Source organism: Bacillus sp. BK450 (assembly GCF_004364885.1).
GTDB lineage: Bacteria > Bacillota > Bacilli > Bacillales > Bacillaceae > Bacillus > Bacillus safensis.
Map to the genome: position 1 here is coordinate 272,688 of NZ_SOBQ01000005.1, position 22,146 is coordinate 294,833.

At 42.4% G+C, this 22,146-nt stretch carries 27 protein-coding genes and 1 pseudogene; 18 read left to right on the plus strand and 10 right to left on the minus strand.

Annotated features, from left to right (window positions below):
• The first annotated feature begins 168 nt into the window (after window positions 1-168).
• Complete coding sequence (locus tag EV579_RS16820) at window positions 169-756, plus strand: nitroreductase family protein (protein ID WP_024425224.1); 588 nt, start codon at window positions 169-171, stop codon at window positions 754-756.
• A gap of 38 nt (window positions 757-794) precedes the next feature.
• Here EV579_RS16820 and EV579_RS16825 read toward each other — a convergent pair whose 3' ends face one another.
• The 3 genes from EV579_RS16825 to EV579_RS16835 form a co-directional block, all read right to left on the minus strand.
• Window positions 795-950: a YfhD family protein gene (locus EV579_RS16825; protein ID WP_133744896.1), complete on the minus strand. Its 156-nt coding sequence runs from the start codon at window positions 948-950 to the stop codon at window positions 795-797.
• Between the two features lie 61 nt (window positions 951-1,011).
• Window positions 1,012-1,122: a YfhE family protein gene (locus tag EV579_RS16830; protein WP_133744897.1), complete on the minus strand. Its 111-nt coding sequence runs from the start codon at window positions 1,120-1,122 to the stop codon at window positions 1,012-1,014.
• A 52-nt stretch (window positions 1,123-1,174) separates the two neighbouring features.
• Window positions 1,175-2,071 carry a TIGR01777 family oxidoreductase gene (locus EV579_RS16835; protein ID WP_133744898.1) on the minus strand — a complete coding sequence of 299 codons (897 nt, stop codon included), beginning with the start codon at window positions 2,069-2,071 and terminating at the stop codon, window positions 1,175-1,177.
• A 94-nt stretch (window positions 2,072-2,165) separates the two neighbouring features.
• Here EV579_RS16835 and recX point away from each other — a divergent pair, with 94 nt between their 5' ends.
• Together recX and EV579_RS16845 are read left to right on the plus strand one after the other, a co-directional pair.
• Window positions 2,166-2,957 (plus strand): recombination regulator RecX, encoded by a 792-nt coding sequence (gene recX / locus EV579_RS16840; protein WP_133744899.1) that lies wholly within the window; start codon window positions 2,166-2,168, stop codon window positions 2,955-2,957.
• A 3-nt stretch (window positions 2,958-2,960) separates the two neighbouring features.
• On the plus strand, window positions 2,961-3,275 hold the full coding sequence (locus tag EV579_RS16845) for a YfhH family protein (RefSeq protein WP_041087336.1): 315 nt from the start codon (window positions 2,961-2,963) through the stop codon (window positions 3,273-3,275).
• Between the two features lie 23 nt (window positions 3,276-3,298).
• Here the strand turns inward: EV579_RS16845 and EV579_RS16850 are convergent, their stop codons facing one another.
• Window positions 3,299-3,472, minus strand: coding sequence for a YpzG family protein (locus EV579_RS16850; protein WP_008360604.1), 174 nt, complete (start codon window positions 3,470-3,472; stop codon window positions 3,299-3,301).
• 25 nt (window positions 3,473-3,497) lie between these two features.
• Complete coding sequence (locus EV579_RS16855) at window positions 3,498-3,647, minus strand: small, acid-soluble spore protein K (protein WP_003217849.1); 150 nt, start codon at window positions 3,645-3,647, stop codon at window positions 3,498-3,500.
• A 116-nt stretch (window positions 3,648-3,763) separates the two neighbouring features.
• Between EV579_RS16855 and EV579_RS16860 the strand changes: the two genes are divergently transcribed.
• The 3 genes from EV579_RS16860 (at window position 3,764) to EV579_RS16870 (ending at window position 8,001) form a co-directional block, all read left to right on the plus strand.
• Complete coding sequence (locus tag EV579_RS16860; RefSeq protein WP_122632173.1) at window positions 3,764-4,036, plus strand: YfhJ family protein; 273 nt, start codon at window positions 3,764-3,766, stop codon at window positions 4,034-4,036.
• A 299-nt stretch (window positions 4,037-4,335) separates the two neighbouring features.
• Entirely contained in the window at window positions 4,336-5,319 is a 984-nt protein-coding gene (locus tag EV579_RS16865; RefSeq protein WP_024425218.1) for a glycosyltransferase family 2 protein, read from the plus strand.
• 87 nt (window positions 5,320-5,406) lie between these two features.
• Entirely contained in the window at window positions 5,407-8,001 is a 2,595-nt protein-coding gene (locus EV579_RS16870; protein ID WP_133744900.1) for a YfhO family protein, read from the plus strand.
• 61 nt (window positions 8,002-8,062) lie between these two features.
• Here the strand turns inward: EV579_RS16870 and EV579_RS16875 are convergent, their stop codons facing one another.
• From EV579_RS16875 to EV579_RS16885, 3 genes are all read right to left on the minus strand, one after another.
• Window positions 8,063-8,482: a regulatory YrvL family protein gene (locus tag EV579_RS16875; RefSeq protein WP_024425804.1), complete on the minus strand. Its 420-nt coding sequence runs from the start codon at window positions 8,480-8,482 to the stop codon at window positions 8,063-8,065.
• A gap of 69 nt (window positions 8,483-8,551) precedes the next feature.
• Window positions 8,552-9,715 carry an oxalate decarboxylase family bicupin gene (locus EV579_RS16880; protein WP_024425215.1) on the minus strand — a complete coding sequence of 388 codons (1,164 nt, stop codon included), beginning with the start codon at window positions 9,713-9,715 and terminating at the stop codon, window positions 8,552-8,554.
• A gap of 94 nt (window positions 9,716-9,809) precedes the next feature.
• Window positions 9,810-9,974, minus strand: coding sequence for a YvrJ family protein (locus EV579_RS16885; protein WP_003217819.1), 165 nt, complete (start codon window positions 9,972-9,974; stop codon window positions 9,810-9,812).
• A gap of 166 nt (window positions 9,975-10,140) precedes the next feature.
• On the opposite strand from EV579_RS16885, the gene EV579_RS16890 reads away from it, so the two are divergent.
• Together EV579_RS16890 and rsoA are read left to right on the plus strand one after the other, a co-directional pair.
• Complete coding sequence (locus tag EV579_RS16890; protein ID WP_073204402.1) at window positions 10,141-10,743, plus strand: sigma-70 family RNA polymerase sigma factor; 603 nt, start codon at window positions 10,141-10,143, stop codon at window positions 10,741-10,743.
• Entirely contained in the window at window positions 10,691-10,912 is a 222-nt protein-coding gene (gene rsoA / locus EV579_RS16895) for a sigma-O factor regulator RsoA (RefSeq protein ID WP_073204404.1), read from the plus strand. The genes EV579_RS16890 and rsoA overlap by 53 nt, the downstream gene beginning before the upstream one ends.
• Before the next feature lie 25 nt (window positions 10,913-10,937).
• Here the strand turns inward: rsoA and EV579_RS16900 are convergent, their stop codons facing one another.
• On the minus strand, window positions 10,938-11,918 hold the full coding sequence (locus EV579_RS16900; RefSeq protein WP_073204407.1) for a metal-dependent hydrolase: 981 nt from the start codon (window positions 11,916-11,918) through the stop codon (window positions 10,938-10,940).
• A 191-nt stretch (window positions 11,919-12,109) separates the two neighbouring features.
• Here EV579_RS16900 and mutY point away from each other — a divergent pair, with 191 nt between their 5' ends.
• Window positions 12,110-13,210 carry an A/G-specific adenine glycosylase gene (gene mutY, locus EV579_RS16905; protein WP_133744901.1) on the plus strand — a complete coding sequence of 367 codons (1,101 nt, stop codon included), beginning with the start codon at window positions 12,110-12,112 and terminating at the stop codon, window positions 13,208-13,210.
• Here mutY and EV579_RS16910 read toward each other — a convergent pair.
• Complete coding sequence (locus EV579_RS16910) at window positions 13,197-13,421, minus strand: hypothetical protein (RefSeq protein ID WP_003217808.1); 225 nt, start codon at window positions 13,419-13,421, stop codon at window positions 13,197-13,199. The two genes, mutY and EV579_RS16910, sit on opposite strands and share 14 nt — an antisense overlap.
• Window positions 13,422-13,502: 81 nt before the next feature.
• On the opposite strand from EV579_RS16910, the gene fabL reads away from it, so the two are divergent.
• From fabL to EV579_RS16955, 9 genes and pseudogenes are all read left to right on the plus strand, one after another.
• Entirely contained in the window at window positions 13,503-14,255 is a 753-nt protein-coding gene (gene fabL / locus EV579_RS16915; protein ID WP_024425211.1) for an enoyl-[acyl-carrier-protein] reductase FabL, read from the plus strand.
• Between the two features lie 75 nt (window positions 14,256-14,330).
• Window positions 14,331-14,480: pseudogene (locus EV579_RS16920) on the plus strand (gamma-type small acid-soluble spore protein); the annotation flags it as partial.
• Window positions 14,481-14,654: 174 nt separating this feature from the next.
• Window positions 14,655-14,915: a YgaB family protein gene (locus EV579_RS16925; protein WP_039177303.1), complete on the plus strand. Its 261-nt coding sequence runs from the start codon at window positions 14,655-14,657 to the stop codon at window positions 14,913-14,915.
• Between the two features lie 147 nt (window positions 14,916-15,062).
• The gene (gene ntdP / locus EV579_RS16930; RefSeq protein ID WP_024425209.1) at window positions 15,063-15,593 is read left to right on the plus strand and encodes a nucleoside tri-diphosphate phosphatase; all 531 of its coding nucleotides are present in this window, start codon (window positions 15,063-15,065) and stop codon (window positions 15,591-15,593) included.
• Between the two features lie 95 nt (window positions 15,594-15,688).
• Entirely contained in the window at window positions 15,689-17,431 is a 1,743-nt protein-coding gene (locus EV579_RS16935; protein ID WP_133744902.1) for an ABC transporter ATP-binding protein, read from the plus strand.
• 112 nt (window positions 17,432-17,543) lie between these two features.
• Entirely contained in the window at window positions 17,544-18,566 is a 1,023-nt protein-coding gene (locus EV579_RS16940; protein ID WP_025093467.1) for an ABC transporter ATP-binding protein, read from the plus strand.
• Entirely contained in the window at window positions 18,535-19,512 is a 978-nt protein-coding gene (locus EV579_RS16945) for an ABC transporter ATP-binding protein (RefSeq protein WP_133744903.1), read from the plus strand. The genes EV579_RS16940 and EV579_RS16945 overlap by 32 nt, the downstream gene beginning before the upstream one ends.
• Window positions 19,487-21,073 (plus strand): ABC transporter substrate-binding protein, encoded by a 1,587-nt coding sequence (locus EV579_RS16950; RefSeq protein WP_133744904.1) that lies wholly within the window; start codon window positions 19,487-19,489, stop codon window positions 21,071-21,073. Before EV579_RS16945 ends, EV579_RS16950 begins: the two co-directional genes overlap by 26 nt.
• 61 nt (window positions 21,074-21,134) lie before the next feature.
• The gene (locus EV579_RS16955; protein WP_024425205.1) at window positions 21,135-22,136 is read left to right on the plus strand and encodes an ABC transporter permease; all 1,002 of its coding nucleotides are present in this window, start codon (window positions 21,135-21,137) and stop codon (window positions 22,134-22,136) included.
• Window positions 22,137-22,146 lie beyond the last annotated feature (10 nt).

Below are 22,146 nucleotides of genomic sequence, written 5' to 3' on the forward strand. Positions count from 1 at the left end.
TTCTCAAAATTTGTTTAAAACGTAATATGATTGTAACATTACTTGAAAAAGTCAAACAACTATTTAGCAGACGGGGAGGAGGGATACTTGATTTGCAACTGCACGCGATGACGTTTATAATGTGAATGAGAATCAATTTCAATTAAGTTGATTGAAAGGATGACATATATGCCAGAAACGAAACAACAAACAGAAGCGTTAACAGTTCGAGACGCTGTCAGATATAGACGATCGATTCGAAAATTCAAAGACACACCGGTGACGATTGAGCAGCTTCAGCCGCTATTAGAGGATGCAGTCTATGCACCTAATCATAAAATCACGGAGCCATGGCGCTTTTTATATGCGGTGACGGATGAAGCGAAAGCGACTTTTGTAGAGCGCTTTATTGCTTTCTTTCAGCGCAACAACCCAGATGCAAAAGAAGAAAAAATCAATCAATACAGAGAATACTTTTCTAAGGTTCCAGCGCTTTTACTTGTTGTGCTAAAAGAAGACGAGAACCCTGTAGTGAGAAATGATGATTTTGCTGCTGTCAGCGCACTTATTCAAAATCTTCAGCTGCTTGCGTGGGATCAAGGGATCGGTATGGTATGGAAGAGCGGACGTATTTTATACGACAAAGGCTTTCAACAAGACATGGGATTAAAGGAAAACGAACGGTTTGCTGCGATCCTTCATATAGGTTATCCAGAAGAGGTGCCTGAGGAAAAATCACGCCAGAAAGCATCAAGTCTTCTTACTGAAATCAAATAAAAGAAAAGCAGACCGCTGAATAAGGTCTGCTTTTTTACTTATTGTTTTTTGGCGCGCTGATCGGCTGCTTTCATACGTGCCATTGCTTTTACGTCATTCGGATCTGCAAGTTCTTTGGAAAATTCAACATATTCGCCATCCGTCTCTTGTGCCGCGAGCTCTTGGTTGGATTTTTTGTGTTGGTCTTTTTTCAAAGCCTTTCCCTCCTTTACAAGATCACTTTAGTTATGTGCTTGTTGGAGGGGAATATCCGTCTTATTTGTTTCTTTTATCTGCTGCTCTTTCCGCTTTTTTGAATTCCTGCTGATACAGGACTTCCTGGGTTTTCTTCAGCTTCGAAGTTGGCTGGTGTTCTTTTTTCTTCATCAAAATCGCCCCCTCATATCATTTCTAATAGGATGGGTGTTTTTGACAACATTTATTCCTTAGAATGCAAAATCGCTTCTTTTAGTTCAGGGTGCAAAAAGTCATAAGAAGAGAGCAGTGCTTTTTTTGGCAGAGCACGCTGACCTTCTAAAACAAGTAATGACATTTCACCAAGGGCCGTTTTGATCACAAAAGATGGCACCTTCAGCCAATGGGGGCGGTGAAGGGCAGAAGCAATGGTTTGTCCAAGCTGTTTCATTTGAACAGGATTCGGTGATGTCACATTGAGCGGGCCTGAGAGGTCGTCATTATGAATCGCATAAGCAATGAGATGTGCCACATCCTCAACATGAACCCATGAAACCCATTGCGAGCCAGAGCCGATTGTCCCGCCGGCAAACAGCTTGTAAGGAAGTGTCATCAGCGGCAGTGTCCCTTTTTCGCCTAACACGACGCCAAAGCGGGTGTAGACTGTACGAATGCCGAGTGCTTCAATTTTTTGCGCCTCAGCTTCCCAAAGTTTTGATGTATGACTTAAGAAATCAGTATCTGCAGGAGGTGACTCCTCCGTAAAATCGCCTGTTTGAGATGTGCCATAAATTCCGACAGCACTTGCTTGAATCAGCACAGATGGTTTCGATTCCTGCGCTTCTATAATGCGTCTTACCTCTTGTGTTGATTTGAGACGGCTGGAGAGGATGCCTTCTTTTGCCTTGTCTGTCCAGCGTGTAAAAATGGATTTTCCAGCAAGGTTAATCCATACATCGATGGCAGGCAATTCATGCTCAGGTGCAGCACCTTCAGTCAGCCACTGCACATAATGTAAATGATTTTGTTCGGATTCCTTTGGATTTCTTGTTAAAATATATAGATAATGTCCCTCAGCAGCGAGCACTTTTGTGACATGCTGGCCGATAAAACCGGTTCCTCCGGTAATGGCGATATTCAATTGACATCTCTCCTCTCATATACATACCTATATCTTTCACGATTTTGAATCAGAAGAAACATCCTGACTGTTTTGGAAAAGGAGTGATCACAGGATGCCCTATATTACAAAAATTTCTGCTCAGAAAAACAATACCGAGCGGGTCAACATCTTTCTTGATGAAAAGTACGCCTTTAGCGTTGATTTAGATGTGCTCGTCCAGCACGATTTGAAAAAAGGAAAAGAGCTGGACGAAGCAGATATCATTGAGATTCAATTCGGTGATTCAGTGAAAAAAGGATTTCAGCAGGCCGTTGATTATTTATCCTACCGCATGAGATCAGTGAAAGAAGTCACCGATTATTTAACGAAAAAAGAAATCCCTGCACCTGCTATTAGTGAAATTATACACAAATTAAAGCATTATAAGTATGTAAATGATCTTGAATTTGCAGAAGCCTATGTCAGCACCCACCGAAAAACGAACAGCAAAGGACCGTCCGTCCTAAAAAAAGAATTGAAGCTCAAGGGGATAGACGATGACACGATTGAACAGGCGCTATCGCAATACCCTGATGACTTACAGCTGGAGGAAGCTGTAAAGCAGGTTCTCAAGCTTGTCAAAAAAGAAAAAAATCGTTCTGCAAAAGAGATCGAGCAGCGCATCAAGCTGCAGCTGCAGCGAAAGGGATTTTCGTTTGAGATCATTGATAAAGCCCTTCAAGAAGCCTATGATGGACAAGAAGACGAAAAGGAAGAAGAAGCCCTCCTTTATATGCTGGAGAAGGCAAAACGCAAGGTAGGATATGACGGATCATTTGAAAAGAAGATGAAAGTAAAGCAATTTTTATTCAGAAAAGGCTTTGATCTTGATACAATTGATCACGTTTTAGACAAAGGGGAATGACAGATGGAAAAACGCTATAGTGAGATGACAGAATACGAATTGAAGCAGGAGATTGCCGCCCTTTCTGAAAAAGCACGAAAGGCTGAGCAGCTTGGCATTGTGAATGAATACGCAGTTTTAGAACGGAAAATCGATATGGCGAAAGCCTATTTATTAGATCCAGCCTCGATTCAAACGAAAACAACTTATCAAATTAAAGACACAGAAGAAGAGTTTTATGTGGAATATCTAAATGGCGTTTTTGCATGGGGATACAGAGTATCGGCTCCAAATAAGGAAGATGCCCTGCCGATTTCAATGCTGACGCAAAAGGACTGATCCTAAAAGATCAGTCCTTTTCTTTACTTCGAACGCTGTTTACGGACGTTGTTCTGAAGTACGATGTCGTGCTGCGTTTGCTGCGTTTCTCCGTTGACCTGAGAGGCAGAATGCTTTGCATTTGCCCATGGTTGAGGGTAAGCGGTTGTCCTTAATTGAACAAAGTCTGCCATATACGATTTCCCATTTGAACTCATATCTCAAGCACTCCCTTTGGAAAAATTAGCGTTTCCCTGATGCCCTCATACGTTCCTGTGGACGTGTATTCGTTTCACCATTCGGCCGTTTAGACGCATAAGCATCTGTAGCGCCTGGTTCGCCTTCAAACTTGTGATTTACCTGATTTGGAAAGCCTTTTGCTTTATTACGCATATCGATTCCCTCCAAACAATACAAATCATTTGCGTCTTTTGAAGACGTAAGGGTAGTATATGAAAAAAGAAGTTTTTTTAAAAAGGCACATTCTGCTAGATGAAGGAGGAACAGGCATGGAACAATACTTTGAGCGATTAACAGAACAACTTATGGAAAAAAACAATATGCTGACATATGACGAAGCACGTACATGGGTAGAGCTGCTTTGGAGTGATTTTGAAACGACTTATGCAAAGGCTGGCCGCAAGTATAAAGGACAAGAAACAACACAGCGAATTGTCCAAGAGTGGATCGAGAGCTACGGCGCGCAGCTGCATTTATTTCAAAATAAACAATCAAAGGCAAACGAGCATCTGCAACAAAACAATCGAGGGCTGCTTCACTAAAAGGTTGCCCTTTTACTTCCATTCATCTTTTTCAATAATAAGGAAAATATACAAATGAACAAATAACTTTATGAAACAATACCCAGTCTGTGATCGAAATTACAGGCTTTTTACAATGATTAAACTTAAAATTACATTAAATTCATCCTGCCGAAAATCACTGGAAATAAAACTCTGATATAATGAAACGATTGAAGAGACATGTAATTTATGGATAATAAAAAAGGGTTTCGTTTTCTGACAAAAAAGGAATAATGAACATATCAGACTATGTGAAAAAAGTGAAGAGAAGGTGCGATATGGAACGGGAACTGCTCTCTGTTATAATTCCTTCTTACAATGAAGGTGAAAACATCAGACGAATCTTTGAGGCACTCGAGGAAGAGTTTCGCGATTTTCATTATGACTTTGAAATCATCTTTGTAAATGATGGAAGCAAAGACAACACGCTTCAATACATGAGAGAGCTCTCTCGCAAAAGTGCAAAGGTTAAATATATTTCCTTTTCGCGTAACTTTGGAAAGGAAGCCGCTATTTTGGCAGGTCTTGAACATGCAAAAGGAGCCGCTGCGATTATTATGGACGCCGATCTGCAGCACCCGACGTATTTAATTCAGGACTTTGTCAGAGGGTATGAAGAAGGCTATCATCAAGTCATTGCCAAACGGAATCGGAAAGGTGACAGCAAGCTGCGCTCTTACCTGTCATCCATGTACTATAAGGTGATGAACAAGGTAGTAGAAGTGGACTTGCGTGATGGCGTCGGGGATTTCCGTTTAATTTCACGCCAAGCCATCGATGCATTGCTTCAGCTGAAAGAGGGAAATCGTTTTTCGAAAGGGCTTTTTTGCTGGATTGGGTTTGAAGAAAAGGTCATCTATTATGAAAATGTAGAAAGACAGCATGGTGATACAAAATGGTCACTGAAGAAATTATTTAACTATGGCATAGATGGCGTTATTTCTTTTAACAACCGCCCACTGCGAATTTGTTTTTATACTGGCATACTGATCTTATTTCTCTCATTGATTTACATCGTAGCCACCTTTATTCAAATCGTCAGAACGGGCATTATGGTGCCGGGTTATTTTACTTTAATATCGGCTGTGCTGTTCCTCGGAGGTGTCCAGCTTTTGAGTCTAGGTGTGATTGGAGAATATATTGGCCGTATTTATTATGAAACGAAAAAGAGGCCGCATTATTTAATCCAGGAATCAAATGTGATGGAACAAGAGACAAGCTCAAAGGAACAAGACCGAGTGTTAACACAGTTATTTAAATAACGTGGAGTCAAATAACCGGCAAGCACGAATCGCTTGCTGGGTTGTTTTGTTTCAAAGAGTAGTGGATCTTTTGTGGAAAGGATTTAGATGATGAAACGTAGATGGATAATGATAGGAATGTGCCTCATTCTCGCTTTATTAGGACACTCCTTTTTCTTATATGAATATACGCAAGGCCGGTATATGACAGGAGATGGAGACGGGATCTCACAAATGCTCCCATTTAAAAAGCTGCTGTACGATGAATACGTCAAAGGGAACTTCTTTTATTCCTATCAATTCGGTCTAGGCGGCGGTACATATACGCAATTAGGTTATTATTTCACAACGTCGACTGTCTTTATGGTCACGGTCGCTGTCGTCTGGTTGATGAATGCGCTTCATCTTATCCAGTCAACGGACATCCATTTCTGGGCAAATGCCGTCATTTGGCTGAGTTTGATCAAGCTGACGCTCATTCTTTTCATCGCTTACCGTGTGCTTCTTTCAATGGTTCAGCATAGGCTGAGCGCATTAACAGGAGCCGCAATCTACGGATTGTCTATTGTGTATTTTCGGCATCAAACGTTTTGGGAGTTTTTCACCGACAGTATGATGTGGCTCCCGCTGCTTGTACTTGGGGTTGAACGGATTTTCAAAACAGGTAAGCCAGCTTGGTTTATTGCGAGTTGCAGCCTGATGCTCATCAACAATTTTTACTTTGCTTATATTCATTTTATCTTTTTAGCGATCTATCTGGTCTTCAGATATATCATCAAGCTTCGAAGTGAGGAGAACGGGTGGAAGGTGTTCTGGACGCTGGCGGTCTCTACGCTGTTATCCTTTGGGATCAGTGCTGCCTTTTTTGTCCCGTCTGTCTATGGATTTCTTCATAATATAAGACCGCCATATGATCAATCTATACCTTGGTTTGATCTGCATGATCATCTGCTGTTTACAAGCAGGGTGTATTTATTACCTGTGATCTTTCTCATTTGTATGTTCCTCGTTCCGCTTTATCGGAACAGGTGGTTTTTCATGTTTACATCGATCAGCGTTCTGCTCATTGTTTTTCACTACAGTCCAAAGATGGCGAGCGTGTTTAATGGTTTTTCAGCACCCCAATACAGGTTTGAATACATTCTTGCCTTTACAGTTGGGGCGGTCGCAGCCATCACCATCAAGCATTTCTCGCAAATCGAGTGGAAGTGGAAAAAGCGTGCGGTCTTAGGCGCTTGGATCGTATTTCTTCTCGCAGTCATCTTATCAGAACGAGCAAAGGGAAATATGGATGTTGTTGTATTTACAGGCATAGGACTGCTTGTGATCAGCTTGTTTTTCCTTATGATTCATGCGGAAAAACGCCAGCATCTTCGTCTCTTTTCAGCTGTGCTCATCGTTGTCAGCTTACTGACAGCAGGCGTGTATCAGCAGGGCTACTTATCTGAAAGAAGCAATATTAAGAACGTATCAGATACGTATCTGAATAGTGAGGCGTATGCTGGACATGAGCAAATGAAGCTCATTCAGCAGATTCAAAGCCGCTCCTCAAAAGATCCGCTTGCCCGGATTGATTGGATGAATGGTGTGCGCAACAATACCCCGTTATTTGAAGACTTTCAAGGCATGAGTGCATATTCAAGTATATTAAATAAACATTTGCTCAATTTTTATTGGAATGACCTGCAAATCGATATGGGACGTGAAAGTGTCAGCCGTTATGCAACAATGGGGGACAGAGCGAATTTATACAGCCTGACCTACGGAAAGTATTATATGAGAGACAATACGATGCCTGACTCACCGCCAGCTTATTTTAAGCCAATATTGGAAAGCGAGCATTATAAAGTGTATGAAAATACACGGCCACTGCCATTTGCAAGAACAACAAGCACCATCTATTCAGAAGAATCCTTAAAGGATGCCTCAGCACTTGATAGAGAGCATGCGATGCTGCAGGGTGTGATTTTAGACAAAAAAGGAAACGCTGAAATAGAGCACGCGCCAGATCGAGTCAAGGATACAAAGATTCATACGGAACAAGCCGTATACGAACATGGCGTGCTTGATGTATACGGAGAAACAGGCGGTCTGAATATCATGCTGCCAGATGATATGGCCCGCGCTGGGGATGTGTATGTGAGCTTTTATGTGAAGCGGACAGACCGTAACGAAGGATTTCAGTTATCCGTTGACAACTACGTCACCTCACGAAAAAGCAATACATCCATCTACAAAACAGGCGTCAATGAAGTGACGATTCGAGTCCCTGCAGAAAAAATCCTTTCCATTCGAGTACCAAAAGGGACGTATGAGCTCAATCAACTGAGGCTGTATCAAGAGCCTTACCGCATCCTAGAAAAGGCATATGAAAAAGAAAAACAGGATGATGGCAGCCAGCAAGTAAAGCTCGAAAACAACCGCTTTACGATTTCATATGATAACAAACGCGGCGATGATTATATGGTTCTGCCAGTACCATATGAAAAAGGCTGGGAGCTCACGGTAAACGGAAAGCAGACCGATATTGAACAAGCCAATTACGCCTTTATCGGTTTTCCAATAGAAAAAGGCAAAAACGAGATTGTGCTAACCTACTATCCGCCTTATATCAGAATTCTCGCGTTGATTTCACTCGTCAGTTTGATCGGTGCGATCCTATATGCACGAAGACAACACAAGAAACACCACTTTTCATCATAAGTGGTGTTTTTTATCTTCCAAGGTCTGATCGAACACGATATCCATCATATGAAGCAAATCATTAAGCTTCTTTCTCAAACGAAAACGTCGCATAATCAAACAAAAAATGAAACAACCAAAGGCTTAGAGCAAAGAGGATTTCCTCAGAAGTAGACAGTAAAATGCCGCCTACCAATTCATCTGATAAATAGACAGCACCCCAAATAAACAAAAGATGAATTGAAATGGCATAGAAAACGATGGAGCGTTTTTTGGAACGGCATTTTCTAACAACTCTCATAAGCACATGCTCCACATGCTCAAAGGATATCCCAAGTACCACATAGATGCCCATAAATAAAAGCATCGATAAAATCGATTGATAAAAAGCACCCGTTAAATGAAAGAACAGTACACAAAACAACAAAAATATGTAACAGACAGCAGACGCCGCCATGAGCCATTTCAGCCCTTGCCATAAAGCGTGAACAGATTGCTGCATAGGTGAACAAACACTCCTTTACATGAAGATACCTGCAAAAAGGACAGCCTTTTTGCAGGAAGTCATATGTTAATCCTCTTTTTTAGGCGCAGCGATCACAGGATGTTTTTCAGTATCAAGCAGTTTTAAGAAGTCTTCGCCTTGATCTAAATGATCAAGAACAAGCTGTTTCGGTGTGACCGCAAGCCATTGATTAAGTGAAATGTCTGCATAATGATCGCTCTTAAAGATTTCTAAGAAATAAAGCGGTTCGTCGCCTGTATTCTCTACATAATGCCCCATCGCAAATGGGACATATCCAACGTCTCCGGCCTGATAGTTGAAGGTTCTCGCATGTCCATCAGAAGCAAATACCGTCATTCGTGCTTTTCCAGAAATAAAATATTGCCATTCATCCGTATTTGGATGCCAGTGCAGCTCGCGAATGGCACCTGGATCAACTTTCACAAGAGCAGATGCAATCGTTTTAGACGCTTTGAAATTGGTAGAGTCCGCAATCCACACTTGTCCGCCGCTTGACGTAATCGGCTCCTGTTTTAACAGCTCATATTTAAAGGAATTCGGGACTTCTCCTTGCTCTGTTTTTACCTTGTCACATTCAAGGGAACCAGGAATTCCTTTTTGGAAAATATACTTTTCTTTCTCTGGCAGCTTGTCAAACTGCTCTTTTGTCATACCGAAGTTCTTGAGCACGACTTCCTCTGGCGTGTGGGCAAGCCAATCGGTTACTTGGAACGTACTATTTTCTGAGAATGACCCATCATCAAACACAAGCAAGAATTCAGCTCCCGGTTCAAGTGCTTGGATAGAGTGCGGCAGGCCAGAAGGGAAGTACCACAAATCACCCTCAGTCACATCCTCTGTAAAATTGCGCCCCTCTGCATCAACCGATGTAATCCGGGCTTCCCCATAAATCATGTACGCCCATTCCGCTTCCTTATGCCAGTGCAGCTCACGAATCGCACCAGGCTTTAGCCGCATATTGACAGATGCAAGACTTTTAGAGATCGGCAGTTCGCGGACTGTTACCTCTCGGGCGTAGCCGCCTTTTTCTAAACGATTGTGTGTATCAGAAAAAGAATATTTCAGGTTGGAGACTGTTCCATGATCGGTTTCTGGCGGCGTGAGCATATCTGGATTTTGTCTGTCCCGCTCGAGATTACGTGGAATTTTGACCGTTGCTCCTTTTTCTCCTCGAATCGGCTGTGGTATTCCATTTTGCTTTTCACTCATGATAAAATCCCCTTTCAACATCGTATTGTGTGAGGTGACAAAAGGCCTTTCATTTCGCCCTCGTTTTCATAAGGTGAAACGAATCAAGCAGATGTCAATCTGATTCATCATTTTTTTGAACAGCGACTAATCGTTGGATGAGCTTGCTTAATTCATCAAACTTTCGTTCAAAGCGTGTCAACAAGTACACTGTCAAAATGGCAGGGAAGCCAGCCTGACCGAGCTGTTTCAGCCATTCCTCTGAAAAAAAGGTCTCCATTTGTCTCACCTCCCAGCGGATGCTCGTCTTCTATATAAGTGGTATGAAAGAAGAAAAAGGAAAGCAGAGGGGGAGAAAATGAACCATTAGACCCGTTTCACGAAGTTTACTTTTTTTAACTTTTGTCCACTTAATGCTAGTAGAGGGAACAAAGGGGAGGATGCACATGGATTATCGGCTGTTATTGAAAGCAAAGTGGAAGGAAATCATTGATCACCCGCTCATTCAGCAGTTTTTAAGCAACCCGAAAAACGAGCAGCTGCTCCGGCAAGTCATGGAAGAGCCAAACGAAGAAAATGCCAAAAAACTAGATTCCGAGTTCAAACAGTTCTATCAGAAAATCCGCATCATCAAGTATATCTCCACAATGATACGCATCTTTTCAGTCGACTTTGACAAACGAGTAAAAAAGAAACAGCAGCGTTTTCCGCTCATACTCGATCATCCTGATACACAAGAAGTGAAAGACCCTGTTCAAACAGATACGTATGAAGCCGTGCTCTTCAACCAGCAAGACTTAGGAGAGCATCTGCAAGACCAAACATTGTACAAGGCCTACCAGCTGCTCACAGACAAACAAAAAATGGTCTTAACTCAAATTTATGTCGAAGGCCAAACGATGAAAGAAATAGCCGATCAGTTAGGCGAAACAAGACAAAACATCTCAAACATACACAAAAAAGCGCTCAACAAACTAAAAGAAGAAACAGGGGGAGATGTCCGTGCAAGAAGACAAAATGACCAATGGAGAAATGGAAGAACTCATTGAAACCTTCACACCCATGATCAAAAAGAAACTACAAAACACGGCATATCAAGAAAGAGAAGACCTCGAACAAGAACTCTATATCAAACTCATCGAAAAAATAGACCGGCTGATCTACCAAGAAGGACCTGGATTTTGGGAGTTTATTGTGGAATATATGACGAAGTTGTAAAAGTGAAGCACAAAAAAAGACTCGCTCACACAGAGCCGAGTCTTAATTTTTTTTGCAGTTTTTCTTCACTGAAAATCCAGCCGGTATAGGAATTTTTGATTTGGTGGTCCATGTCGATATGGCAGATTGCGACAAAAGGATAATGACCTTTGCTTCGGTATCGCAAATCAATGAACCGCACTTCATAATGATCCTTGAATTTATCCACTTCCCACCGATAGACAGGGGAGAAGGAGAGAAAGGCTGAAATGTTTTCATCTTGTTTGGCAATTTTCATAATTTCAGTATCCGGGACCGGCACACGGTTAAACGTGTCTAAAATGACGACTTCTCCATTCATGCTGCGCCCAACATGGAAAGAGGATTTACATTTCACGGCAATGCGCCATTGTCTGAACTTCATTGTAGGCGAAATGATAATCTCTTCAATTTCATCGAATCGTGCACGCAGTTGACGTTTAATTTGTAGCTGCATAATGACCCTGACGATATAGTAACAGAATATCACCGCGTACAGCGTTATGAACGTATAGCCGGGATGTCCGCCAATCGCCCAAACGACAATGGCGACAAGGTGTGTAAAAAAGATAAACGGATCAAACGTATTAATGATTCCAAGTGCTACCCATTTCTTTGAAAATGGACGAATGGCCTGCGTACCGTATGCATTGAAAATATCGACAAACACATGAAGCACAACGGCTAATAGTGTCCATAACCAAAGGTGAAGTAAATCCGCCCCCGGCACAAATGGGAAAATCACAGCCGGAATCAGCAATGACCAGAACAGTACAGCCGGAATGGAATGTGTAAATCCTCGGTGATTTCTTATATAAACCGCATTATTTTTTAGTTTTAGCACAGTATCAATGTCTGGTGCTTGGGAGCCGGCGATTGTCGCGATCATCACGGCGTGTGCCATGTGTGGATCTGCGCTGACGGCTGGATCTAAAAGTGCAAGTCCCCCAAGAGAAATGCCCATTACTACATGAGTACCAGTGTCCAATTGATTACCTCCTAGTTGTCATGCTTAGGAACAATCATACAAAGTATACGTCTTCAATCAAGACTATGTGCAAAATCACTTTTGCTTTATCCCGATTTAATGTAACATGTTAACGTATCTACAAACAGTATACAACAAATAAGGTTCTATTCAGAACGTTAGCCCTCGGTCCAATGAGAAGGAGTATAGATATGAAAGACATTCAAGAAAAGCTGGACCGCAAAGATATTGCGGGCTTTCAGCATGATTTAATTGATTGGTATGAAAAAGTACAACGAACATTGCCATGGCGTGAAAATCAAGATCCATACCGCGTCTGGGTATCAGAAGTCATGCTTCAGCAAACGAGAGTAGATACGGTCATTCCGTATTTCAACCGGTTTATGGAGCAATTCCCGACGGTGAAGGATCTCGCTTTAGCTGACGAAGAAAAGGTCATGAAAGCATGGGAAGGTCTTGGCTACTACTCAAGAGTGCGTAATTTACAGGCTGCTGTGAAAGAAGTATATGAATCCTATGGTGGCATTGTCCCTAATACGAAAGAGCAATTTTCAAAGCTCAAAGGTGTAGGCCCATATACGAGCGGCGCAGTGCTGAGTATCGCCTATAACAAGCCGTATCCTGCGGTAGACGGCAACGTGATGAGGGTCATTTCTCGTATTTTGTCCATATGGGATGATATTGCAAAACCAAAAACGAGAAATATTTTCGAATTTGCGGTCGATCAGCTCATTTCCCGGGAAAAGCCGTCAGAATTTAATCAAGGGCTGATGGAGCTTGGTGCGCTCATTTGCACTCCAACATCCCCTGCATGTCTCATTTGCCCTGTGAACATGCATTGTTCGGCACTCGAGGAAGGCGTTCAGCATGAGCTCCCAGTGAAAAGCAAAAAGAAAAAGCCGACTGCAAAATCAATGGCAGCAGCGGTGTTATTTGATGACGCAGGCAACCTATATATTCATAAGCGGCCAAGTACAGGCCTCCTTGCGAATTTATGGGAATTCCCTAACATGGAAACCATGAAGGGAAGAAAAACGGAAAAAGAGCAGCTGATTGATTTCTTAAAAGAGGAGGCGGGTGTACAAGCGGAGCTTGGTGATTTAGAAGGCACCATTCAGCATGTATTTACCCACCTCATCTGGAATATTTCTGTTTTCTTTGGACGAGTTACCTCTGTATCTGATGACACGAAGCTGAAAAAAGTCACAACAGAAGAATTTGAGGCATATGCTTTGCCAGTCTCACACCAAAAAATTTGGAAGCTGGCACTTGAGCAACCTAGTCATATTTAACCGTTGTACCGTGGGTATAATCAGCTTCATTTCGGTGCAGACCCCCGCGGTCTTCGATTTCAGAAATGATTTCTCGATACTTAGATTGCCCTTCTTCGTTTAAATAAGGTAAAATTTGTTGGAAAGCATGATGAAAGTAAGCAAGCTCAGTATCTTTCCATTGATCCTTGGACATCATGCCAAGCTGGCTTAAATCGCGTCCGACATACATGAATGTAACCTCCTAATAGGAACTTTCCTATTAGTGTGAAGCGAATGAACGAAAACTATTCAAATCAGGAGATGAACCATAATGAGTCAACGTAAATGTGCATTAATTACAGGAAGCAGCAGAGGAGTAGGGAAAGAAGTGGCCCTTCGCCTCGCTGAAAAAGGATATGACATTGTCATTAACTATGCGAGGAGCAAAAAAGCCGCACTTGAAACAGCGGAAGAAATTGAAGCGATGGGTGTCAAAACATTGGTTGTCAAAGCCAATGTAGGCCAGCCTGAGAAAATCAAAGACATGTTTCAACAAATCGACGAAACCTTTGGCCGTTTAGATGTATTTGTGAACAACGCGGCATCAGGTGTTCAGCGTCCCATTATGGACCTTGAAGAAAATCATTGGGACTGGACGATGAATATCAATGCGAAAGCCTTGTTATTTTGCGGACAAGAAGCGGCGAAACTAATGGAGAAAAACGGCGGCGGACATATCGTCAGCATTAGCTCTCTTGGCTCTATTCGCTACCTTGAAAATTACACAGTAGTCGGCGTATCAAAAGCAGCACTAGAAGCTTTGACACGTTACCTTTCTGTAGAGCTTTCACAAAAAAATATCGTCGTCAACGCTGTATCAGGCGGCGCGATCGATACCGATGCACTCAAGCACTTCCCGAACCGTGAAGAGCTTTTAGAAGATGCGAAGAAAAATACACCTGCCGGCCGAATGGTGGAAATTAAAGACATGGTCGACAGCGTGGAATTCCTTGTATCAGGCAAAGCAGACATGATTAGAGGCCAGACGATTATTGTGGATGGCGGACGTTCTTTGCTTGTTTAAAAAAATCATGAATAGGATGTACACCTTCTGCACAAATTAATGTGCGTGGAGGTGATAATGATGGATCAACAACAAAACAAAACAAACGCACAACAAGTGAAGAAACAAAACCAAGCTGCTGCACAAGGTGGTCAATACGGCACTGAATTTGCTAGCGAGACTGACGCACAGCACGTAAAAAAATACAACCAAAAAGCTGAGCAAAACAAACAACAAAACAGCTAATCACTGAAACAAAGGAAAGCACTTCATATACGAATGAAGTGCTTTTCTTTTTGCCTCTCATCACCATCCGACAAAACCTGTAAAACCTCTACATAAACAGTCAAAGGATTTCTTCCTTCTTTCAAGAAATGGTATACAGACAAAAAGTGGATTCGATGAAAAGGGAGGAGTTAGATGTCTGATTTCGATCAGCTTGTAAAAGAACAAATGCAGCTCATGGATCAGCTGCTCGATGTGCAGGGAGAACTCGATCTATGCTTAGAAACAGAAAAACAATTGCTGCAGGATGAAAAAAAAGAAGAGTGGCATAGGCTTTGTGATCAGATCAAACAGAAACGTGAGGAACTCCAAAAAGTGCAAACCTTATTTACAAAACAGACAGAAGAGGTCATCAATTCATATAAACAGATGGAAAAGAGTTCTAGCGTGATGTAAGTCAGTGTGCCGTTCAATTGGGTTGAATGGCTTTTTCATTTCATTTTTTAATGATGTAACGGTATAATATAATAGAGACATGTTTAGTTGGGAAATTAGGTCTTTGGACTGTTAGGTTTGTTTGTTATAGAAAGTAGGGGAGAAAATATGGGCTATCCCAAGGAAGGAGAAACCATCCAAATTCAAAGCTATAAACATAATGGCTTGATCCACAGGATTTGGAATGAAACCACCATTCTGAAAGCAACGGAATTGTGTATCATTGGTGCAAACGACCGTACAATGGTGACTGAATCCGACGGCCGTACTTGGATGACGAGAGAACCGGCTATTTGCTATTTCCATGCAAAACAATGGTTTAATGTAATTGGGATGCTTAGAGATGATGGGGTATATTATTACTGCAACATCAGCTCTCCTTTTGCGACAGATGATGAGGCAATTAAGTATATTGATTACGATTTAGACGTCAAAGTCTTTCCAGACATGACGTACAATATTTTGGATGAGGATGAATATGCAGATCATAAGAGGCAGATGAATTATCCAAAAGAAATCGATAGTATCTTAAGAGAGCATCTGAATACATTACTGCATTGGATTCACCAGCGGAAAGGTCCGTTTGCTCCTGAATTTGTGGATATGTGGTATGAACGTTTTTTACATTATACAAAATAAGCAAGAGCATCGAAAAACCTGTTTGGCTTTTTAGGCTAACAGGTTTTTGACTGCGTACGGATAAGAGGCACTGATAGATTGGGAAGGAGATTTACATGGGGGTCATTAAACGCTACATGGCTTTTGTAACACCGTATAAAAAACAGATTGCATTGACAATGGTCATCGGAATGATTAAGTTCTCGATTCCCTTAACCTTGCCTCTGCTTTTAAAATATGTCATTGATGATGTCATTCAAGGCTCGGGGTCAGCTGAAGAAAAGACATCAACTCTACTGATCATAATGGGAATCATGCTCGTATTATTTTTAGTGTTGAGGCCGCCTGTTGAATACTATAGACAATACTACGCTCAGTGGACAGGCAGTAAGGTTTTGTTTGATATTCGGGAGAAGCTGTTCTCGCATATTCAAAAGCTAAGTCTTCGTTATTATGCCAACACGAGAACAGGAGAAATTATTTCAAGAGTGATCAACGATGTGGAGCAGACAAAGGAATTTGTCATCACAGGTCTTATGAACATTTGGCTGGATATGATGACTGTACTGATCGTGATCGCTATTATGTGTACACTGGATCTGAAGCTCACCATCGTGTCTGTCATTATTTTTCCGCTATACGCGTTTGCAGTAAAGTATTTTTACGGACGGCTTCGTAAGCTGACAAAAGAGCGGTCACAGGCGCTGGCTGAAGTGCAAGGGCACCTGCATGAGCGAGTACAAGGAATGCCGGTCATTCGAAGCTTTGCGATTGAAGAATATGAACAAGAGAATTTTCATGATGAAAACAAAAATTTCTTAAACAAAGCAATCAACCATACGAATTGGAATGCAAAAACATTTGCTGTCGTCAATACCATCACCGACATTGCGCCGCTGTTAATCATTGCATTTGCGGGTTACACCGTGATTAACGGGTCGCTTTCAATTGGGACGATGATCGCCTTTGTCGGCTATATTGACCGGATGTATAATCCGATTCGCCGTCTCATTAACTCATCCACGACGTTAACCCAGTCCGTTGCATCAATGGATCGGATCTTTGAGTTTATTGATGAGCCATATGAGGTCACAGACCGGCCGAATGCAAAAGAAGCCAATCATTTAAAAGGAGAGGTAGAGTTTAAACATGTGTCGTTTCGTTATGAACACACGCAGGAAGAGATTCTGCACAATATCTCCTTGAAAGTAGAAAAAGGACAAACGGTTGCCCTTGTAGGAATGAGCGGTGGAGGGAAGTCGACACTCGTCAGCTTAATTCCAAGGTTTTATGATGTGACGAACGGGTCACTTGAAATTGACGGCATTGATATCAAAGAGTACAAAGCAAGAAGTCTTCGAAATCAAGTCGGAATGGTGCTGCAGGATACGTTCCTATTCAGTGACACAATTAAAGAAAATATTGCGGTTGGTGACCCTGAAGCATCTTTTGAAAAAATCGTGTCGGCTGCAAAAGCGGCAAACGCCCATGATTTTATTATGTCTCTTCCTGAAGGATATGACACGAAAGTAGGAGAACGGGGCGTGAAGCTGTCAGGCGGACAAAAACAGCGGATTTCCATTGCAAGAGTATTTCTAAAAAATCCACCGCTTTTAATTTTAGACGAAGCGACGTCTGCACTTGATTTAGAAAGTGAGCATTACATTCAAGAAGCGATGCAAAAGCTGGCGAAGGATCGCACAACCTTTATTGTCGCACACCGATTATCAACCATTACACACGCTGACCAAATTGTGGTCATGGAACAAGGCGAAATTGTGGAAAAGGGAACACACGAAGAATTAATGAATCAAGACAGCCACTATCGTCATTTATTTACCATTCAAACATTAAATTAGTAGAAGCCTATCCGATTCTAGCGGATAGGCTTTTTTATGCTTGTCAAAAACATGACATATTTCCCAGCTTGTCTCAATACAATTTTAAAAAGTATGACGGGGTGGTGAATATGTGAAAGAACAAGACGTGCTGCTAGATGTCAAACAGCTGTCCATTGCGTTTCAGCAGAAAAAGCAAAAAGTGCCCATCGTCCATCACATATCGTTCTCGATTCAAAAAGGGGAAACGTTAGGAATTGTGGGCGAATCTGGCTGCGGGAAAAGTATCACAAGCATGTCATTAATGGGATTGAATCAGCAAACCGATACAACGGGCGAGGTCCATTTCGAAGGGCAAAATCTGCTGTCACTTTCAGAGAAACAGTGGCGAGAGATAAGAGGAAATGACATTTCGATGATTTTCCAAGAGCCCATGACCTCTCTGAACCCATTAATGACCATCGGCAAACAAATGACGGAAGCCCTTTTCACACATCAAGCAATCGGTCAAAAAGAAGCAAAAGCGAAGGCGGTTGATCTTCTTGAAACAGTTGGGTTGAAGCAAGCGGAATCGCTGCTTAAAAAATATCCACATGAATTATCAGGCGGCATGCGCCAGCGAGTCATGATTGCGATGGCAATGCTTTGTCACCCAAAGCTCATGATCGCTGATGAACCGACAACTGCACTTGATGTCACCATCCAAGCGCAAATCCTTCGTCTGCTCAAAAAGCTGAACGAAGAAATGGACACTGCTATTTTATTTATTACCCACGATCTAGGTGTCGTGCGGCAAATATGCCAGCGAGTCATGATTATGTATGCCGGTCGAATTGTAGAAGAAGGAACCGTTGACCGTATTTTCCAAAAACCTCTGCATCCCTACACGAAAGGTCTTTTCGCCTCAGTCCCATCGTTTAAAGAGAAAAAAGAAAAACTCATCTCTATTGCAGGTCATGTGCCAAAGCCAGGGGCCATCCGGTCCGGCTGTCAATTTGCACCACGCTGCCCATATCAAATGGCGCAATGTCTTGAAAAAGATCCAGCCTTACAATCCATTGAACAGAATCACCGCGTGGCATGTTTTCTAATGGAAGGAGGAGAAGACACTGAGTCACCCACTCTTGCAAGTGAATCAGCTGACAAAACGGTATGACACAGCCGCTTTTTTTTCTAAACATAAACAATCGACTTTGGCATTAAATCAAGTGTCCTTTCACGTGAAGGAAGGAGAAACGCTTGGCATTGTTGGTGAATCAGGCTGCGGTAAATCAACACTTGGCAAAAGCCTAATGAGATTGACTGAACCGACGTCAGGCTCTATTCAATTAAAAGGGCAGGAGATCACCCTTCTAAAAGAACGAGACATGCGTTCCTTAAGAAAAGATATTCAAATGATCTTTCAAGATCCATATGCTTCTTTAAATCCGAGAATGAAAATCAAAGATATTTTAGAGGAACCGCTGATTGTCCATCAGCATGGGACGAAAGCAGAAAGACGGAAATGGGTAAAAGAGATGCTGCACATTGTTGGATTTGATCCTTCCTACGGGGAACGTTATGCGCATCAATTCAGCGGCGGGCAAAGGCAGCGTATCGGTATTGCTAGAGCACTTATTACGCACCCAAGTCTTGTCATTGCCGATGAACCAGTTTCGGCTTTAGATGTATCCGTTCAAGCGCAAATTTTGAATTTGATGCTTGAATTGCAAAAGACGCTTTCTCTGACGTATTTGTTTATTTCTCACGACCTTGGGGTTGTCAGATATATGAGTGACCGGATCGCCGTCATGTATGCTGGGCGCATTGTGGAGATGGGGCCTGCCGAAGATGTGTTTCACAGCCCGCTTCATCCCTATACGTCGCTGCTTCTGAAATCCATTCCACATATGGATCACGTACTAGAGGCGCAAGATGTGGCAGCAGAAGAAACCACAATGACGGAACGCGGCGGCTGTCCTTTCTACAAAAGGTGTCCAAAAAGATGGGAGAAATGCCTGAAAGCAGTTCCTGCTTTGTATGAGGAGGCACCGGGGCACGCGGCCGCGTGTTATTTATATCAAAAGGAGGAACACAATGAAGAAGACATGGTTATTCAGTAGTTTCATTTTTGTGCTGGCACTGGCGCTCTTTTTAGGGGGATGCTCGTCTTCACCGACATCAGAAGAAAAGGCAACAAAAGATACCCTCGTATTTGGCAGAGGGGGAGATTCCACTTCACTAGATCCAATCACAACAACAGAAGGCGAAACCTTTAAGGTCACAGAGAATATATTTGAAAAGCTTTTGAATTACGGTGAGAAAGACACGACCATCCATCCTGGCCTCGCAACAGAATGGGATGTTGCAAAGGACGGAAAATCATACACGTTCTACTTAAGAAAAGGTGTGAAATTCCACGATGGTACAGACTTTAACGCAGAAGCAGTGAAATTCAACTTTGACCGCTGGATGAATGGAGACGCAGAAAAGTTTCCTTACTATGGTATGTTTGGCGGCTATAAAAAAGATAAAGGGCATGTCATTAAAGACATCATCGTCAAAGGCGAGCATGAAATTGAATTTCAGCTAAAGCGCCCGCAGGCGACATTCCTCAAAAACATTGCCATGTCACCATTTGGCATCGCCAGTCCAGCCGCAGTTGAAAAAAGCGGCGATTCATTTAGAGAAAATCCAGTGGGGACAGGGCCATTCAAGTTTAAAGAGTGGAAGCAAAACGACCGTATCGTGTTAGAAAAAAACGAGGATTATTGGCAGAAGGATAAACCAAAGCTGAATCAAATCATCTTCCGCTCCATTCCAGAAAACTCTGCTCGTTTAAATGCCCTTAAAACAGGTGAGATCGACTTAATGGATGGCGTGAATCCGTCAGATTTAGATGGCATTAAAACCGACAAAGCACTCCAGCTCATTGAAAGACCATCGATGAACGTAGGCTATATCGGACTGACCGTCACAAGAAAGCCGCTTGATAACAAGCTCGTTCGTCAGGCACTCAATTATGCGGTCGATAAAGAATCGATTATTGAGTCATTTTATGGCGGACTTGCTGAGCCAGCAAAAAATCCATTGCCGCCAGCTTTAGAAGGCTACAATGACGACATTGAGCCATATCCGTATGATCCAGAAAAAGCGAAAGAACTATTAAAAGAAGCGGGCTTCCCTGACGGCTTTCGCATCAAGCTTTGGGCAATGCCTGTACCACGTCCATACATGCCAGATGGGATGAAGGTAGCAGAAGTCATTCAGTCAAATTTTGAAAAGGTCGGCGTCAAAGCAGAAATTGTGACATATGACTGGGCAACCTACTTAGATAAAGCAAGTAAAGGGGAAGCAGATGTGTTCTTATTAGGCTGGACAGGGGACAATGGCGATCCTGATAATTTCATTTACACCCTGCTGGATAAAGACAGCATCGGCGGTAACAACTATACATTCTTCGAAAACGATAAAATGCATGACATCCTCATTGAATCACAAACAGACACAGATCAAAAGAAACGAAATGAGCTGTATAAAAAAGCGCAGGAAATCATTCATGACGAAGCGCCTTGGATTCCATTGGTGCATTCGATTCCAATGCTTGCCGCTTCTAATGATTTAAAAGGCTATCAGCCGCATCCAACTGGTTCAGAGGCTTTAACTGACGTGTATTTCGAATAAGCAAATAAGGGAGATCATGTATCTCCCTTATTCAAACAAAGATGAAGGCGGTGAAAGCTGTTTGTTTGCTTATTGTATGAAGCGGGCAGGAATGCTCATCCCAGTACTGATCGGAATGACATTGGTCGTGTTTTCAATTATTCGTTTTATACCTGGAAATCCAGCGCAGGTCATCTTAGGACAGCGGGCAACGAAAGAGGCTGTAGAACAATTAACGATCCAGCTCGGTTTAGATCAGCCATGGTACGTTCAATACGGTCATTATATGCTTGGCCTTTTAAAAGGGGATTTAGGGACTTCCATTCGAACAGGAGCGGCTATTGCCCAGGAAATGAAGCCTTACTTATTTGCGACGTTAGAATTGACCTTTTTTGCCATGGTGCTGGCGATTGTCGTGGGAGTGAATGCCGGAATCATTAGTGCTTGGTTTAAGCATTCCTTCTTTGATTATGCCGCGATGTTTATTGCACTCATCGGAGTGTCCATGCCAATTTTCTGGTTAGGCTTAATGGGGCAGTGGCTGTTCTCGATCGAATTAGGTATTTTGCCGACAACGGGCCGAGAAGACGTAAGGAATCCAGTCGAATCGATCACGTATATTCATACGCTGGACACGCTTTTGCAAGGCCGGTTTGATCAATTCGCTGACAGCATCAAGCATTTGATCTTACCAAGTACAGCACTCGCCACAATCCCTGCTGCGATTATTGCGAGAATTACAAGGGCAAGTATGCTGGAAGTGCTTCATTCCGATTTTATTCGAACAGCAAAAGCAAAAGGAGTACGTTCATTTTTTATCATTTATCAGCATGGCCTGAAAAATGCGCTCATTCCGATCTTGACGATTATTGGTCTTCAGACTGGCCTCTTGCTTGGTGGAGCGATTTTAACAGAAACCATTTTTGCTTGGCCGGGAATCGGGCGGTATATATATGATGCCATCAGTTATCGTGATTACCCAGTCATTCAAACAGGTATTCTTGTCGTTGCGCTCATATTTGTCCTGATCAATTTCATTGTGGACATCTTGTATGCGGTCATTGATCCAAGGATTAAATATTAGGGAGGGAGAG